Annotated in this window: 17 protein-coding genes; 4 read left to right on the plus strand and 13 right to left on the minus strand. The window is 61.4% G+C overall.

Features of this window, described 5'->3' with window-relative positions; genetic code table 11:
• Positions 1-37: 37 nt before the first annotated feature.
• Together ACOQOQ_RS14055 and ACOQOQ_RS14060 are read left to right on the plus strand one after the other, a co-directional pair.
• Positions 38-895, plus strand: coding sequence for a DMT family transporter (locus tag ACOQOQ_RS14055; protein WP_420567614.1), 858 nt, complete (start codon positions 38-40; stop codon positions 893-895).
• Positions 896-902: 7 nt separating this feature from the next.
• A complete protein-coding gene (locus tag ACOQOQ_RS14060; protein WP_420567615.1) occupies positions 903-1,784 on the plus strand; it encodes a lysophospholipid acyltransferase family protein in 882 nt (293 codons plus the stop codon).
• Here ACOQOQ_RS14060 and ACOQOQ_RS14065 read toward each other — a convergent pair.
• From ACOQOQ_RS14065 to yajC, 11 genes are all read right to left on the minus strand, one after another.
• On the minus strand, positions 1,781-2,482 hold the full coding sequence (locus ACOQOQ_RS14065) for a DUF1223 domain-containing protein (RefSeq protein WP_420567616.1): 702 nt from the start codon (positions 2,480-2,482) through the stop codon (positions 1,781-1,783). The two genes, ACOQOQ_RS14060 and ACOQOQ_RS14065, sit on opposite strands and share 4 nt — an antisense overlap.
• Before the next feature lie 96 nt (positions 2,483-2,578).
• On the minus strand, positions 2,579-3,121 hold the full coding sequence (locus ACOQOQ_RS14070; protein ID WP_420567617.1) for a DsbE family thiol:disulfide interchange protein: 543 nt from the start codon (positions 3,119-3,121) through the stop codon (positions 2,579-2,581).
• Positions 3,114-3,272, minus strand: a complete 159-nt coding sequence (ccmD, locus tag ACOQOQ_RS14075) for a heme exporter protein CcmD (RefSeq protein ID WP_420567618.1) — start codon at positions 3,270-3,272, stop codon at positions 3,114-3,116. The genes ACOQOQ_RS14070 and ccmD overlap by 8 nt, the downstream gene beginning before the upstream one ends.
• Positions 3,269-4,003: a heme ABC transporter permease gene (locus ACOQOQ_RS14080; protein WP_420567619.1), complete on the minus strand. Its 735-nt coding sequence runs from the start codon at positions 4,001-4,003 to the stop codon at positions 3,269-3,271. Before ACOQOQ_RS14080 ends, ccmD begins: the two co-directional genes overlap by 4 nt.
• 46 nt (positions 4,004-4,049) lie before the next feature.
• On the minus strand, positions 4,050-4,706 hold the full coding sequence (gene ccmB / locus ACOQOQ_RS14085) for a heme exporter protein CcmB (RefSeq protein ID WP_420567620.1): 657 nt from the start codon (positions 4,704-4,706) through the stop codon (positions 4,050-4,052).
• Entirely contained in the window at positions 4,703-5,320 is a 618-nt protein-coding gene (ccmA, locus tag ACOQOQ_RS14090; RefSeq protein WP_420567621.1) for a heme ABC exporter ATP-binding protein CcmA, read from the minus strand. The genes ccmB and ccmA overlap by 4 nt, the downstream gene beginning before the upstream one ends.
• An 81-nt stretch (positions 5,321-5,401) precedes the next feature.
• Complete coding sequence (locus ACOQOQ_RS14095; RefSeq protein WP_420567622.1) at positions 5,402-5,755, minus strand: Mth938-like domain-containing protein; 354 nt, start codon at positions 5,753-5,755, stop codon at positions 5,402-5,404.
• Positions 5,756-5,773: 18 nt separating this feature from the next.
• Entirely contained in the window at positions 5,774-6,526 is a 753-nt protein-coding gene (locus ACOQOQ_RS14100; RefSeq protein WP_420567623.1) for a sulfite exporter TauE/SafE family protein, read from the minus strand.
• Positions 6,519-7,487, minus strand: coding sequence for a protein translocase subunit SecF (secF, locus tag ACOQOQ_RS14105; RefSeq protein ID WP_420567624.1), 969 nt, complete (start codon positions 7,485-7,487; stop codon positions 6,519-6,521). The genes ACOQOQ_RS14100 and secF overlap by 8 nt, the downstream gene beginning before the upstream one ends.
• Position 7,488: 1 nt before the next feature.
• Positions 7,489-9,153: a protein translocase subunit SecD gene (secD, locus tag ACOQOQ_RS14110; protein WP_420567625.1), complete on the minus strand. Its 1,665-nt coding sequence runs from the start codon at positions 9,151-9,153 to the stop codon at positions 7,489-7,491.
• Between the two features lie 69 nt (positions 9,154-9,222).
• Positions 9,223-9,504: a preprotein translocase subunit YajC gene (gene yajC, locus ACOQOQ_RS14115; RefSeq protein WP_420567626.1), complete on the minus strand. Its 282-nt coding sequence runs from the start codon at positions 9,502-9,504 to the stop codon at positions 9,223-9,225.
• Between the two features lie 77 nt (positions 9,505-9,581).
• On the opposite strand from yajC, the gene ACOQOQ_RS14120 reads away from it, so the two are divergent.
• On the plus strand, positions 9,582-10,790 hold the full coding sequence (locus ACOQOQ_RS14120; RefSeq protein WP_420567627.1) for a pentapeptide repeat-containing protein: 1,209 nt from the start codon (positions 9,582-9,584) through the stop codon (positions 10,788-10,790).
• Between the two features lie 39 nt (positions 10,791-10,829).
• Positions 10,830-12,122, plus strand: a complete 1,293-nt coding sequence (gene serS / locus ACOQOQ_RS14125; RefSeq protein WP_420567628.1) for a serine--tRNA ligase — start codon at positions 10,830-10,832, stop codon at positions 12,120-12,122.
• 173 nt (positions 12,123-12,295) lie between these two features.
• Here the strand turns inward: serS and der are convergent, their stop codons facing one another.
• Together der and ACOQOQ_RS14135 are read right to left on the minus strand one after the other, a co-directional pair.
• Entirely contained in the window at positions 12,296-13,759 is a 1,464-nt protein-coding gene (der, locus tag ACOQOQ_RS14130) for a ribosome biogenesis GTPase Der (RefSeq protein ID WP_420567629.1), read from the minus strand.
• A 50-nt stretch (positions 13,760-13,809) separates the two neighbouring features.
• Entirely contained in the window at positions 13,810-15,096 is a 1,287-nt protein-coding gene (locus tag ACOQOQ_RS14135) for a PQQ-binding-like beta-propeller repeat protein (RefSeq protein WP_420567630.1), read from the minus strand.
• Between the last annotated feature and the right edge of the window lie 8 nt (positions 15,097-15,104).

A 15,104-nucleotide genomic window follows, 5' to 3' on the forward strand; every position in this document is an offset into this window, starting at 1 on the left:
TAACATTCTGGGGAATTCAATTCCTCAGGACATCTGTATGAGCCGCCTCTCGCCCAATGCCAAGGCCATCCTCATGATGGTTGGCGCCATCTTCTGCCTTTCGGCCATGGACGCGACAGCCAAGGAACTGAATAATCACGTCGGCATCATCCCCATGGTCTGGGCGCGGTATGCGGGCCAAGGCCTGGTGGTGCTGATCTTCGTTGCGCCCCGGCTAAGACAGGTGGTCAAGACCAATTTTCCGGTATTGCAGGTCACCCGTTCACTCCTCCTGATGATCGGAACCTCGTGTTTTTTCACCGGCCTTGCACATATAGATCTGGCCGAGGCGACGGCGATTATGAACATCAACCCGGTGCTGATCACCCTGGGGGCGGCGCTTTTTCTGGGCGAACGCCTTGGACCACGGCGCCTGTTCGGTGTCATTGCGGCCCTGATCGGCGCGATGATCGTGATCCGCCCCGGCTCGGGCGTTCTGTCTGTCTGGGCGCTGTTCCCGCTGACTGCTGCCTGCTGCTATACCGGCTTCAGCCTGATTACACGCTATGTTGGCAGGTCCGAGGATCCGTGGACCTCGCTTTTCTACACTGCTGTGATTGGTGCTGTCGGGTTCTCTTTGGCGGTACCGTTTTTCTGGGAATCGCCCAGCCCCACGGCCATCGGGTTGATGCTGGTGCTGGCTTTTTTTGGCACAATCTCGCAGTTGCTTCTGATCCGGGCGCTGTCCATAGGCGAGGCCGCGATGCTGGCCCCCTTTGCATATACCGGCCTGATCTTCGCCACCTTCTGGGGAATTTCGATCTTTGCGGAATATCCTGACCTGTGGACGGTCATTGGCGCCCTTGTGATCGCCGTGTCCGGGATTTATGTGTGGCATCGGGAAACAAGAGCCTAGAGGCCGCGTGGCACAAGCAAAACCAACCGGAACCTGGCAAGACTGGGTCTTTGACCGCATTCTGCGTGGTCTGATCGGCACGGCCCTGGCCCTGCCCTGGAGCCTGCGTGTCCGCTTTATCGGCTGGTTCGTCCGCCGCATTCTGGCTCCGATGGTGGGCTACCGGGATCGGGCGATGGCCAACCTGGCCTATATCTACCCAGACATGCCCGAAACGCGCCGCCGCCAGATCGCCGATGCCGTCGCCGACAACGCCGGCCGCACCATGATCGAAAATTACGACACTCAGGGCCTTTTGGAGCGTACCAAGGATCAGGTAATCTCGGGGCCCGGTCTGGCCGCCCTGGAACAGGCCCGCGCCGAGGGGCGTCCTGTCATGATGGTGACAGCCCATTTCGCCAATTTCGAGGTTCCGCGCGCCGCCCTGGTCAATCGTGGGTTCCAGATCGGCGGGCTGTACCGGCCCCTTTCTAACCCCTATTTCAACGCCCACTACGCCAAGAATATGGAGCGCCTGTCAGGCCCCGTTTTCCCGCAGGGCGCGCAGGGCACGATGGGGCTGGTCCGCCATATCCTCAAGGGCGGCATGGGCGTTTTGCTGTTCGATATCTACGCGGCTGGGGGGCGGCCAATATCATTCCTGGGCAAACCCGCGATGACGCAGACCTCGGCGGCGGATATTGCCCTTAGAACCAAGGCCTTACTGATCCCGTTCTTCGCCATTCGTCGCGCGGACGGGCTGACATTCGACGTGCAGATCGACGCTCCGATTGAACACACCACGGCCGAAAGAATGACGCGGGAAATGACTGAGAGGCTGGAAGAACGGATCAAGGATCACCCCGAACAATGGTTCTGGATTCACCGCCGCTGGAGCAAGACGCTTTAGCGCAGGCGCGCCGTGGCCAGCACCTCGCCGGGGCCGTGACGCTGAACGATCACCACCACCGGTGCATCACCCGTGATCTTGCCCGTCGTCGACAAAGGCGCGCGCGGATCCCATTCACCGACCAGTTTCCAATCGGTCACGATGTTTGAATACTGGATTGTCCGGCCCGCGTTCTCTCCGCGGCGGATCATCACCTGCTTGCCGGGCATATAGCGCACCATCTGCACCAAAAGCGGCTCATTCAGGGGACGATCGGCGCTGGCCGTGATGGTCAGTCTATCACCCTGACGCTTCAACCCGACAGAAACTGCAGGCTCCTTGGCCGCATGTTTTCTGATCAGGTCGTTCACATCCATCGGATGGTTGCCAACAACGTGCTCTTGCCCGCCAACGATCATCTGGGGCGTATAGATCGACCGCCGGCCAGCCGAAACCGCATAGGATTTCTGTCGCTTGGTGAACTTGGCCTGCGCAAATTCGTCCGGCCAACCGATATAGTCCCAGTAATCCACGTGCAGCGCCAGGGCGATAACGTCGTCACGCTTGGCCAGCTTGTTCATGAACGCATCGGCGGGCGGGCAGGACGAACACCCCTGCGAGGTATAAAGCTCGACCAGTACAGGATGGTCATCGGCCATGGCCGGCAAGGCAGCCACGCCCAGAAAAGCAGCCGCAATCCATCTGACAAGTTTACGCATGATGCATCGATCCCCGGTTAGTCCTGAGCTTAGTCTTAGGCATTTGGACTTGAAATAACCAATCAAGGTTTCGTCAGCCCCCGGTGATCTGTTTGGTTACTGGGCCGCTGTCGCCGCCTTGATGGTTTCGCCCAGCTTACCTTCGATGACGCGCTGAGTGATCGGGCCCGCGTGACGCATCAGGATGCGCCCTTCGCCATCGATCACATAGGTTTCAGGAACGCCGTAAACGCCCCAGTTCAGCCCCATACGGCCCGTATCGTCCTGACTGACCGCCACATAGGGGTTGCCCAATTCGGCCAGGAATTTCAGCGCGGCTTCTGGCTTGTCCTTGTAGTTCACGCCATAGATCGGCACGCCCTGATCGGCCAGAGCCTCTAGGTTGGGGTGCTCGACCCGGCAAGGGGCGCACCACGAGGCCCAGAAATTCACCAGTTTCACCTGCCCGTCGCGCAGCGCTGCATCCGTGAACTCGGGCAGGTCCGACAAGGCAATGGCCTGCACCGCGGGGGCCTGTTTCCCGGCCAAGGCGGTGGGCAACTCGTCAGGGTTTTCGCGCTGCATCCCAACCATGAACATCACGGCCAAACCAGCAAACACCAGCGGCGGAGCGATCATCAAAGGTGAGATTTTAGCCATTCTTGCGACCCCTTTGTTCAACCTCTTCCAGCGCGGCCTTTGCCTTGCGCGCGCGCAAGATACTTACCACCACCAACAGCACGATCATCGTGATCGACACCGCGTACGAGGACAGAACCTCGGTCTGGTACTTGCCAAGATCCGGAATCATTGCCCCAACCTTTCCCGAGCCATCAGCGCGCGCATCCGGCGCGCTCGGATTTCCGTTTGCGTGCGCAGGAACACCAGCGCAATGAACAGCAGCACAAAGCCCGCGATACACAGCAGCAGCGGATTATAAAAGGCGTCGTGCACGTGTTCTTCTTTGTCCAGCGACAGCGACGCCCCCTGGTGCAGCCCCTGGTTCCAGAAATTCACGGCATAGCGGCTGAGCAGTGCAAAGACCGATCCCACAAGGCACAGGATCGAGGTCAGGTCCGCCGCCGTATCGTCATTCTCGATCGCGGCCCACAGGGCCATGTAGCCAAGATAGAACAGGAACAGGATCAAAAAGCTGGTCAGGCGCGGATCCCATTCCCACCAGGTACCCCACATGGGCTGGCCCCAGATCGCCCCGGTCGCCAGCGCGATCAGCGTCATCACGGCGCCCACGGGCGCGGCCGCACGGGCCGCCAGCGCCGAAACATGATGCCGCCGCACGATCCACACAAGCGAGGCTACCAGCATCATGATCCACGCATTGATCGCCATCAAAGCTGAGGGCACATGCAGGAAGATGATCTTCACGGTCGAGCCTTGCTTGTAGTCATCGGGCGTAAAGAAGAAGCCCCAGATCAGCCCCGAAACCAGCGCGGCCAGCGCAAGCACGGAAATCCACGGCAAAAGCTTGTCCGTGGTGGCGATGAACTTCTTCGGATTGGCATATTCCCAGATCGAGGCCATGTCTTTTTCCTAATTCTTCGTGGCGCGGACGCAACTCACATCCGCGTTAGCGTAGGTTCACCCTCAGTACCGCAGCCGAGGCAAAAGGCAAAAGCGCGATAGCGCCGCAGGTAATCCCGGCCAGCATCAACAACGGCGTGGCATAGTCCATCGTTTCCGCGCCGCGCCGCGCAACTTCGGCCCCGAAAATCAGGGTTGGCACATAAAGCGGCAGCACCAGCAGGCTTAGCAGCAGACCGCCGCGCTTGATCCCGACGGTCAGGGCCGCGCCAAAGGTACCGATCACGCTCAGCGCCGGGGTGCCCAGCAGCAAAGAGATCACCAGCGGGCCATATCCCGGCGCGGGCAGGTTCAGCAGGACGCCAAAGACCGGCGCCGCAATCACCAGTGGCAGCCCTGTGGTCAGCCAATGGGCCAGTGCCTTGATCGACACTGCGGCCTCAAGCGGTACAGGTGCCGTGGCCAGCAGATCCAGCGATCCGTCCTCCCAATCCAGCGCAAAGATGCGGTCCAGCGACAAAAGGCAGGCCAGCAGCGCCCCCAGCCACAAGATCCCCGAGGCGATCTTGGCCAGCAGCGCCGATTGCGGCCCGACGCCAAAAGGCACCAGCACCACCACGATCAGGAAAAACGCCAAGCCAAGGCCAAAGCCCCCACCCGCGCGGATCGCCAGCCGCATGTCACGGATCAAAAGCGCTATCACAAGAAAGCTCCGTCAAAGTCATCCAAAGCGGGCGCCTTGGCCTTGAAGGGCGCCACGTCCAGCACGCGCGCCTCGTCCAGACCCAGATCAATATGCGTCGCCAGCAGCGCCAGCCCACCGCCCCGCAAATGCGCCCGCACCGCATCGGCAAACATCGCAACGGCTGAGACATCCAGCGACACGGTCGGCTCGTCCAGCACCCAGACAGGCCGGCCTGTTACCACCATACGCGCCAGTCCCAGACGGCGCTTTTGCCCTGCAGACAAGGATCCAGCTGGCCGGTCAATCAGCCCATGCAGATCAAACGCTTTCAGCGCCGGCTCGATTGTTTCGGTGCCAAAGACATCCGCCCAGAATTGCAGGTTCTCGCGCACCGTCAGCACGGCCTTCAGCCCGTCGGCATGGGCGGCATAGGCCATTGCCTCGCGCTCCAGACCGATTTCACCGGCCAAGGCGGGCTGCAGACCGGCGATGGTGCGCAACAGCGTGGTCTTGCCGCAGCCATTGGGCCCGCGCAGCACCAAGGCTTCGCCCGCTTTGACGCGGAAGGAAACCCCTTCAAGCACCGGAACACCGCCACGCGCGACGGCCAGATCAGAAACGTTCAACTCCATGCAGTTGTCCTACCTGATTGGCGGCGTTGCGAAAACCAAAAGCGCGGCCATCCGTGGATATTTTCGCACCCGTGCGTCACGTCAAACCGGCATCACTGCCGCTGCGATCCGGCGCCCTTCCGAGGCGAGGACGTTATAGGTGCGGCAGGCTGCGGGGCTGGCCATGACCTCCAGCCCGATCCCCAGCGTTTCGATGCGGGTGCGCAGGGCTGCCGGGGCATGAGCGATCTCGGGGCCCATCCCAAGGAAAATCACGTCCACTTCACCGGCCAATGCCTCAAGCGCGGCCAGATCTTCAAACCCGCCCCAGCTGCGCGCCGAGGTCAGGGTCACCAAGGCCGGGCCCTCGATCACGTGACCAGCCACGCGAAAGAACCCCGGCCCGTAGCTGTCAAAGGGCACCGCGTCGGTATAGGTAATCTCGTTCAGCTCCATTCCGGCGCCTCCTTTGATTTAGTCCCAAAGCGGCAGGCCCAGCACCGCCGCGGCCATGGTCACGCTGTAACCGGCAATGCGGTACATTCCCTGCCTGTCGGGCCGGAACATAGCGGCCCCGGCCAGATTGCCCAGCAGATTCGGTAACGCAAGGCCGATCCCCAGCAAAATGGGCACCCATTCAAGCCGCCCCTGCACACCAAACAGCGCCAAAAGCGAGGCATCGAACGCCACAAGATACATCATGATATTCGCCCGGATCACCCGCGCCGGCCCGCTGGAGGCAAGATACAGCAGGATCACCGGAGGCCCCGGCACCCCGGCAACGCCGCCCAGAAACCCGCTTAGCACCCCGGTGCCGGCCAGCATGGCCCCGCGCGGCTGGCCCCTGTATCGCAGCCCCGAAGCCAGCAGCACAGGCACCAGCAAAGCGGCCACGCAAACGGCATAGCGGAACACGTCCGGGTCCACGGCGTAAAGAACCATCAGCCCCACCGGCAGCGCCAGCGCAGCCCCAAGCCACAACAGGCCCACGTCCCGCGGGCGGCCTGTGCGCCAGGCGGCGGGCATGTTCGGCAACGGCCCCAGCACGTCCATCACAACCAGCGTGGTCAGTGCCCAGACCGGTGGCAAGAACAGCCCGGCGATGGGCAGATACACAAGGGCCGTGCCAAAGCCGGTAAAGCCTCGCACGGCCCCTGCGATAAACGTTGCAAGGATCAGCCAGACCAGCCCCTCTTGGGCCAGGATGGCCGTGATCAGATCAGGCATCCACGTTGGAGAACTGGTTGCCCTGGTTGTTATCCGGCTTGGACCAGTCGCGTTTCACGCCCAGCATCAGCACCACATTTTTCGCGACATAGACAGACGAATAGGTGCCTACGATAACGCCCCAGGTGATGGCAAAGACAAACCCCCGGATCACGTCCCCACCCAGCAGCAGAAGCGCGATCAGCGCCAGCAGCGTGGTCCCCGAGGTCATCAGCGTCCGGCTGAGGGTCTCGTTCACGGTACGGTTCATCAGGTCGGTCAGCGGCGTAGATTTGAACTTGATCAGGTTCTCGCGCAGACGGTCAAAGATCACCACGGTGTCGTTGATCGAATAGCCCACGATGGTCAGCAGCGCCGCGATGGTCGCCAGGTCAAACCGGATCTGGAACACCGAGAAAACACCGATGGTCAACACCACGTCATGGATCAGCGCAGCCACGGCACCGACCGAGAATTGCCATTCAAAACGCAGCCAGATGTAGAACAACAGCGCCGCCACAGCCGCCGCCAGCGACATAACGGCGGTCCAGATCAGCTCGCCCGAGACCTTGGGGCCAACCGATTCCACAGACGGAAAGCTGATCGAGGGATCGACGCTTTGCAGCGCCTCTTCGATCAACAGGATGGTTTCGGGGCTAACGCTTTCCTCACCTTCCTGGGCCTGGATACGGATCATCGAGACGTTCTTCTCGGGGCCGAAGGTGGGATCGAACACCTCGGTGATGGACACATCCCCCAGGTTCAGCGTGGTCAGGGCGTCGCGATAGGCGCCCACATCCACAGATGCCGTGGATTCGGTCCGAATGGTGGTACCACCGCGGAAATCGATGCCGAAGTTCAGCCCGATAAACAGCCAGCTGGCCAGGGACAGAACCATCGCAACAGCGGACAGACCCATGGTCAGGTTGCGAAGGCGGAAAAAGTCGAAGTTCGGGACTTCGCGGAATAGTCGCAGGCGCATATCAGACCTCCAGGGTTTTCGGACGGCGGCGTTCAAACCACATGACGATCAGAAGACGCGTCACGAAGATCGCCGTGAAGACCGAGGTGATGATCCCCAGCCCCAGCGTGATCGAGAAGCCCCGCACCGGGCCCGAGCCCAGCAGGAACAGGATCACCGAGATGATGAACGTGGTGATGTTGGCATCGACAATGGCCGAAAGCGCGCGGTCATAGCCCAGCTCGATCGCGCGGGCCGGCCCCTTGGCCGTGCGCAGCTCTTCGCGGATGCGTTCAAACACCAGCACGTTGGCGTCCACCGCCATACCGATGGTCAGCACGATGCCCGCGATACCCGGCAGTGTCAGCGTGCCCCCGATCAGGCTGAGCGCTCCAAAGATCAGCGCCACGTTGATCAGCAGGGCGATATTGGCAAAAACGCCAAACAGACCATAGCTGAGCACCATGAACACCAGCACGGCCCCAAAGGCGACCAGGCAGGCGATCTTGCCCGCCTCGATACTGTCAGCGCCCAGTTCGGGGCCGATTGTCCGCTCTTCCAGGAAATCCAGACCGGCAGGCAATGCACCTGCACGCAGCAGGACCGCCAGATTGGTCGATTCCTCGACGCTGAAATTGCCGGTGATGATGCCGGAACCGCCGCCGATATGAGCCTGGATCACCGGCGCGCTGATCACCTCTTTGTCCAGCACGATGGCGAAGGGATTGCCGATATTTTCGGCCGTGTAATCTCCGAACTTGCGCGCGCCAGTGGTGTTGAACCGGAAGGACACAGCGGGGCTGCCATTCTGATCGAACGAGGGCTGCGCGTCGACCAGTTCTTCGCCGGTCACGACAGGGGCCTGTTCCAGAACGTAAAACAGCCCCTCTTCGTCCAGCGAGGGCAGCAATTCGTTACCCGCACCCGGAGGCATGTCCGCGTTCGAGGTCCGCGTCACCACGGGTTGGAAGGTCAACTGCGCGGTGGTGCCGATGATTTCTTTCAACTCGGTGGCGCTGCCGATGCCCGGCACCTGGATCAGGATCCGCGTGTCACCCTGGCGCTGAATGGTGGGTTCTCGGGTGCCGACCTCGTCGATCCGGCGACGGATGATTTCCAGCGACTGGCGAACGGTGCGATCATCGGTGGCCAGTTGCTCGGCTTCGGACAGGCGCACGACAATCTCGGCGCCATCAACCATGACCTCGATATCCGAGGACCCTGCCCCGGTCAGCGTGGTCACCGGGCGGGCCAGCCCACGCACCAGTTCAGCCGCGCGTTCAGCCATGTCGGGCTTGGAGTTCAGGCGCACCCGCAGTTCGGCACCCTCGGTGCGTTGCAGGCGGATTGTGCCAATCGTGTCACGCTCTTTTTTCAGCAGATCGCGCACCTCGGGCCACATGGCCGTCAGACGGGCCGCATAAACGTCGGCCACGCGAACTTCGGCCAGCAAATGTGCACCGCCGCGCAGGTCCAGCCCCAGATTGACCAGTCCCGAGGGCAGGAAACCCGGCCACTGAGCCACCAGAGCATCCAGCCCTTCGGCGGTTGCGCCGGACTCGATCGTGGCAACGGCGTCATTGTGGGTTTCCACGCGCGTGTAGAACGCATTCGGAAGCGCCATCACCAATCCAAAGGCACAAACGGCCCAGATCACGATGCGCTTCCACAGATCAATCTGAAGCATGAGAACTGCTTTCGCTAGGGATCGTTACAACGAAAAGGGGCGCCCCGCACGGGCGCCCACAAACCGGGATCAGGCGTTTGCTGCCGGCTCGGTCTTGCTCAGAACCTGGGTCACGGTCGAGCGCACAACGCGCACTTTCACGCCCTCGGCAATCTCGACTTTCAGCTCATCATCGCTGACATGCGCCACTTTGCCGATCACGCCACCCTGGGTGACCACCTGGTCGCCCTTGCGCAGAGCAGCAACCATGTTCTGGTGCTCTTTCATCTTTTTCTGCTGCGGGCGGATCAGCAGGAAATACATGATCCCGAAGATCAGAATAAGCGGGAGAAACTGGCCAATGGCGTCCATGTTGGTGGTCCTTATACATGAGAGGAGCCAGACCGGCCCCAGGATTTTGCACGGAACCTATGTGCGCAAGCGGGCATTTGCAAGGCGTCAAAGCCCCTGCCCCGACAGTCAAACCGCCCCACCCGACACCCACGGGTTTACCCATCCCGAAAATCACGGCATGGTTGCGGGACCAGAGTGTGTACGAGGGCCTCATGTCTAAAAATGGAAGACCGGATTTCTGGGACTGGATTGGGATAAACACCAAGCCTGATTATGCGACCGCTCCGAAATTCGTGGGCCATGTGATCGGCTTTCTATTTTCGGCAGCTGTCCTGCTTTTGGTTGCCATCGGTTTTGGCGTCTTTGGCTGGCTTGTCAAATCAATCTTCCTGCCCATTGGCACCAACCCTGCCGAGGATATACGCAACTACGGTCTCGCCACGGGTGCGGTATTCGGCGTGCCATTTCTGATCTGGCGCAGCTTTGTTGCCCAAAAACAGGTGGACGTCACCGAACAAGGCCACATCACCGACCGTATCAACAAGGCGGTCGAGGGGCTGGGGGCCGAGAAAACAGTAAAACGCGACGGAGTCGATCAAACCGAACCCAACCTCGAGGTCCGCATCGGCGCGCTCTATGCGCTGGAACGCATCAGCCAGGACAGTGATCGCGACCACGTGAATGTCATGGAAATCCTCTGCGCCTATATCCGCAACAACGCCGACCGCCACAGCCCCGCCCTGCCAGACGAGGAGCCAGAAGAAGGCTGGAGAGCATGGGGAGTGGCGAACCGCACGCATCTGCCATTGGACGTGGACGTCGCCCTGAAAATCATTGAACGCCGCGATGACAGCCGCAAAGCGATTGAAAAAGCCTATAACAATGGGAACGGCTATCGCCTTGGCCTCGAACGCGCCCCGTTCCATTCCCTTGATCTTAGCTTTAGGGACCTAACGGATGCGATTCTGATGAATGCACAATTGCAGGGGGCGTACCTCGGGGGCGCGGAGTTGCAGGGGGCGTACCTCGGGGGCGTGAAGTTTGACAAATCCACCGCAACACAGGAAGCCAATTTTTCGGCCTCTTCCTGTGTTGCGGTGGATTTTACCGACTCTACCATAACCATAGATCAGCTCCATACTATGTTCGGCGACGGTTCCACCACTCTTCCCGGTGGCCATGGCCCCGATCACCCCGATTGGCCCGCCCATTGGCCCAAGAAAATGCTGGACTGGGACGACTTCGAAACCGCCTGGCGCGCCTGGCAGGCCAAGATCGGTTTCCAACCGCCCAAAAATCCGTAATAACGCGCACAGACACGACTCAACACCCGGAGCAGACCCATGCATGACATCCGTGCCATCCGCGAAAACCCTGCCGCCTTTGACGCGGCCCTTGCCCGCCGCGGGGCTGCGCCGATGTCGTCCGAGATCCTGCAACTGGACGAGGCCCGCCGCGCCAAGATCCTGTCCTCGGAAACCGCGCAGGCCGATCAAAAAAAAGCCGCCAAAGAAGTGGGCGCCGCCAAGGCCAGCGGGAACGAGGCCGAATTCGAACGCCTGCGCGCGCTGGTCGCCGAGAAAAAAGCCGAGGTCGCCGCCATGCAGACCGAAGCCAAGGAACTGGACCAGCAGCTGACCGACTTGCTGATGACCCTGCCCAACACTCCCCTGGAGGACGTGCCCCAAGGCGCGGACGAAGAGGATAACGTGGAAATCCGCCGCTGGGGCACGCCCAAAACCTTCGATTTCCAGCCCAAGGAACATTTCGAACTGGACGGCGTGAAACCGGGGATGGATTTCGAAACGGCCGCGAAACTCAGCGGATCGCGCTTTGTGGTGCTGTCGGCAGGTGTCGCCCGCATCCACCGCGCGCTGGCCCAGTTCATGCTGAACACCCATGTCGAGGAAAACGGCCTGACCGAAACCTGGACCCCCGTTCTGGTTCGCGAGGAAATGATGCTGGGCACCGGGCAGCTGCCGAAGTTCGGCGAAGACAGCTATCAGACCCGTGAAGGCTGGTGGCTGGTGCCGACGGCCGAAGTGACCCTGACCAATATTGTCAACGGGGTGACCATCGAAGAGGGCTACCTGCCCCGCCGCTACGTGGCCCACACGCAATGCTTCCGCTCCGAAGCAGGCAGCGCCGGACGTGACACCGCAGGCATGCTGCGCCAGCACCAGTTCGAAAAGGTGGAAATGGTCTCGATCACCCACCCGGACAAGTCTCTGGAGGAGCACGACCGCATGACCCGCTGCGCCGAAGGTATCCTGGAAAAACTGGGCCTGCCCTATCGCACCGTTGTGCTGTGCACCGGGGACATGGGCTTTGGCGCCACGAAAACCCACGATATCGAGGTCTGGCTGCCCGGTCAGAACACCTATCGCGAGATCAGCTCGGTCTCGGTCTGCGGGGATTTCCAGGCACGCCGGATGAATGCGCGCTTCAAAGCCGCCGAGGGTGGCAAGCCACAATTCGTGCACACGCTGAACGGATCGGGCCTGGCCGTGGGCCGTGCGTTGATCGCTGTGTTGGAGAATGGTCAGAACGAGGATGGCTCGATCACCCTGCCCGAGGCGCTGCATCCCTATCTGGGCGGGAAAACCACCCTCGCAGCGGACGGCTCTTTGTCATAATCCAAAAGAGCGCCTACGGCGCCCACGATATCTCGTCCTTCGCCTGCGGCTTCGGCCTCGGGCGGGGACAAGCCGCACCCGACTGCGCACATTTTCTTTGCTCTTGAAATACTCCGGGGGTGAATTGGCCAGAGGCCAAGAGGGGGCAGGCCCCCTCCTTCTCTTTTATGCGCCTACCGCCCTTTTGGGGCTTTGCCCAAATGTTTGCGCAGGGCGCCCGAGTTTTTCTCGCGCTTGCCCTTATAGGGGTTCTTGTTGCCCTGCCCGCGCATAGTCAGCCGGATGGGCGTGCCGGGCATATCGAAATCCTCGCGCAACCCGTTCACCAGGTAACGTGAATAGCTTTCGGGCATTTTGTCTGGCAGGGAACACATCACCACAAACCCGGGCGGGCGGGTTTTGGCTTGCGTCATGTAGCGCAGCTTGATCCGCCGGCCCGCGGGGGCTGGCGGCGGGTGCTGTTCAATCATGCCCGCCAGCCAGCGGTTCAGCTGGGCTGTAGGGATACGACGGTTCCAGGTTTCGTAGGCGCGTTCGATCGCCGTGCGCAGGCGTTCCAGGCCGCGGCCTGTTTTCGCGGAAACGGTCACCAACGGCGCGCCCCGCAGCTGCGGCAGAAGGCGTTCAAAGCTTTCCTTCAGGTCGCGCAGTTTTTCCTGCTTTTCGTCCTCGACGTCCCACTTGTTCACGGCCACGACGACAGCGCGCCCTTCGCGTTCGGCAAGATCGGCGATCCGCAAATCCTGTTGTTCGAAAGGAATCGCCGCGTCCAGCAGGATGACCACAACTTCGGCGAATTTCACCGCGCGCAGCCCGTCCGAGACCGAGAGTTTTTCCAACTTTTCCTGAACCTTGGCGCGTTTGCGCATGCCCGCGGTGTCCCACATGCGCACGGGCAGACCGTTCCAGTCGATGGTCAGAGAAATGGCGTCACGGGTGATCCCCGCCTCGGGGCCGGTCAGCAGGCGGTCTTCGCCCAGGATCTTGTTGATCAGGGTGGATTTACCCGCATTGGGACGGCCGATCACCGCGACTTGCAGGGGCTTTTCCCGCGTCGGAACGGGCATAGTATAGCCCTCTTCATCATCCTCGTGCAGGGTGACGTTGACTGTGGGGCGGTATTCCTCGGCCTGTTTTTCGTGCTCTTCGGCCAGGGGCATCAGTTCGCTCAGCAATTCACTGAGGCCCTCGCCATGTTCGCCGGACATACGCAGCGGCTCGCCCAGACCCAGGCTGTAAGCCTCGATCACGCCAGCATCGGCCGCGCGACCCTCGGCCTTGTTCGCGGCCAAAATCACGTGTTTCGAGCGTTTGCGCAGAATCTCGGCGAACATCTCGTCCGTGGGGGTCACACCGACGCGGGCGTCCAGCATGAACAGGCACACATCGGCCATGTCAACGGCGCGTTCGGTCAAGCGGCGCATCCGGCCCTGAAGACTGTCGTCGGTGGCTTCCTCAAGCCCCGCCGTATCGATCACGGTAAAGCGCAGATCGCCAAGGCGTGCCTCGCCCTCGCGCAGGTCGCGGGTCACGCCGGGTTGGTCATCGACCAGCGCAAGGCGCTTGCCGACCAGACGGTTGAACAGCGTGGACTTGCCCACGTTTGGGCGGCCCACAATGGCTAGGGTGAAACTCATTGTCTCAGGCTCCGATACGGATCAAGGCGCCCTGTTACACCAATCTGAAGTCAACGGAAAGCGTGCAATTCGCCCTTCGAGGACACCACGTAAAGCGTGCGCCCTGCCACCACCGCGCTGGTGCTGGCACCGCCGGGCACTTCGGTCTGATAGACCTGCTGACCATCGGTGGGATCAAAAAAGCGCAGCAGCCCGTCATTGGTGGCAACGATAACGCGCCCACCGGCAACGACGGGCCCGTAATTGGCATAAACCTCAGAGGCCTTGCGCTGGGTGTATTTGACGTAATTGGGCAGTTGCACGGACCAGATCGCGCTGCCATCGCGCGCATTCAGGCGCATCAGCTGGTTTTGCAGGTTGATCGCAAAGACCGAGCCGCCCACCGGCCACATGGTGCCGATGGCGCCCTGTTTGGCGGTCCATTTACGCTCGCCCGTATCCAGATCCAAGGCAACCATCCGACCCGCATTCGAGCCGACATATACGGATTTGCCCTCGATCACGGGTTCGCCGGTGATGTCATTCAGGCGGGTCAGCGCACGGTCACGCTGGCTGCCGGCCAGTTGCGAGACCCACTGCCGCATACCGCCCTTGCGGAAAGCGGCCTGCACCTCGCCATCGCCATAGCCGAAGATCACGAACTTGTTGTTCACTGCAGGCGCCGGGGCGCCCAGGATATTGCCGGTGTCGGGCAAGGCACCCAACTGCCAGCGCACGCGGCCGGTGTCGGCCTCGATCGCCCAGCCGGTATCGTCCCCGCTGGTGACATAGACCAGACCCTTGTAATAGGTCGGCGCGCCGGAACCGCTGGCCAGCAGGTCCTGTTGCCACAGCAGCTGACCCGTCGCGGGGTCCAGGGCGGTCAGCAGGCCAAAGCCCGAGCTGACGAACAGTTTGCCATCGCCATAGGCCAACCCGCCGCCGGTTGCGTCCTGAGCGCTGTCACGAGGCGGGGTCAGATCGGTGCTCCAGACAGCTGCGCCCGCGGTAGAGGTCGCAGCAACGGTCGCGTGGGCATCAAGGGTAAAGATTCGCCCACCAGCCACCACGGGATCGGCCACGATCCGGTTCCGCTTGCTGTCCCCGGCGCCAATTGGTGCGCTCCAGACCAGGGTCGGTGCTGCGCCCAAAGCGGGATGCGCGGTGCGATACTGCGGCGAGCCCGCGCCATGGGTCCATTCGGCATTGGCCTTTTGCGAAGGCAGCCGGATCGACTGGGATTTGTTTTCTGCGATAGCCGAGGCAGGCTCGACACCCGAGCTGAGCACCGAATAGATGCTTTCACGTTTGCCGACCAGGATCTCTTCTTTTTCAGCACAACCGGCCAAAACTGCCAATCCCGCTA

The organism is Thalassovita sp., assembly GCF_965218685.1.
Taxonomy (GTDB): Bacteria; Pseudomonadota; Alphaproteobacteria; order Rhodobacterales; family Rhodobacteraceae; genus Thalassobius.

Bases quoted from the DNA above. Each gene is read 5' to 3' on its own strand.
- secD (WP_420567625.1), bottom strand. From the start codon at position 9,153: ATGCTTCAGATTGATCTGTGGAAGCGCATCGTGATCTGGGCCGTTTGT.
- ACOQOQ_RS14055 (WP_420567614.1), top strand. From the start codon at position 38: ATGAGCCGCCTCTCGCCCAATGCCAAGGCCATCCTCATGATGGTTGGC.
- ACOQOQ_RS14100 (WP_420567623.1), bottom strand. From the start codon at position 6,526: ATGCCTGATCTGATCACGGCCATCCTGGCCCAAGAGGGGCTGGTCTGG.
- ACOQOQ_RS14070 (WP_420567617.1), bottom strand. From the start codon at position 3,121: ATGGCTAAAATCTCACCTTTGATGATCGCTCCGCCGCTGGTGTTTGCT.
- secF (WP_420567624.1), bottom strand. From the start codon at position 7,487: ATGCGCCTGCGACTATTCCGCGAAGTCCCGAACTTCGACTTTTTCCGC.
- ACOQOQ_RS14095 (WP_420567622.1), bottom strand. From the start codon at position 5,755: ATGGAGCTGAACGAGATTACCTATACCGACGCGGTGCCCTTTGACAGC.
- ACOQOQ_RS14065 (WP_420567616.1), bottom strand. From the start codon at position 2,482: ATGCGTAAACTTGTCAGATGGATTGCGGCTGCTTTTCTGGGCGTGGCT.
- serS (WP_420567628.1), top strand. From the start codon at position 10,830: ATGCATGACATCCGTGCCATCCGCGAAAACCCTGCCGCCTTTGACGCG.
- ACOQOQ_RS14080 (WP_420567619.1), bottom strand. From the start codon at position 4,003: ATGGCCTCGATCTGGGAATATGCCAATCCGAAGAAGTTCATCGCCACC.
- der (WP_420567629.1), bottom strand. From the start codon at position 13,759: ATGAGTTTCACCCTAGCCATTGTGGGCCGCCCAAACGTGGGCAAGTCC.
- yajC (WP_420567626.1), bottom strand. From the start codon at position 9,504: ATGGACGCCATTGGCCAGTTTCTCCCGCTTATTCTGATCTTCGGGATC.
- ccmD (WP_420567618.1), bottom strand. From the start codon at position 3,272: ATGATTCCGGATCTTGGCAAGTACCAGACCGAGGTTCTGTCCTCGTAC.
- ccmA (WP_420567621.1), bottom strand. From the start codon at position 5,320: ATGGAGTTGAACGTTTCTGATCTGGCCGTCGCGCGTGGCGGTGTTCCG.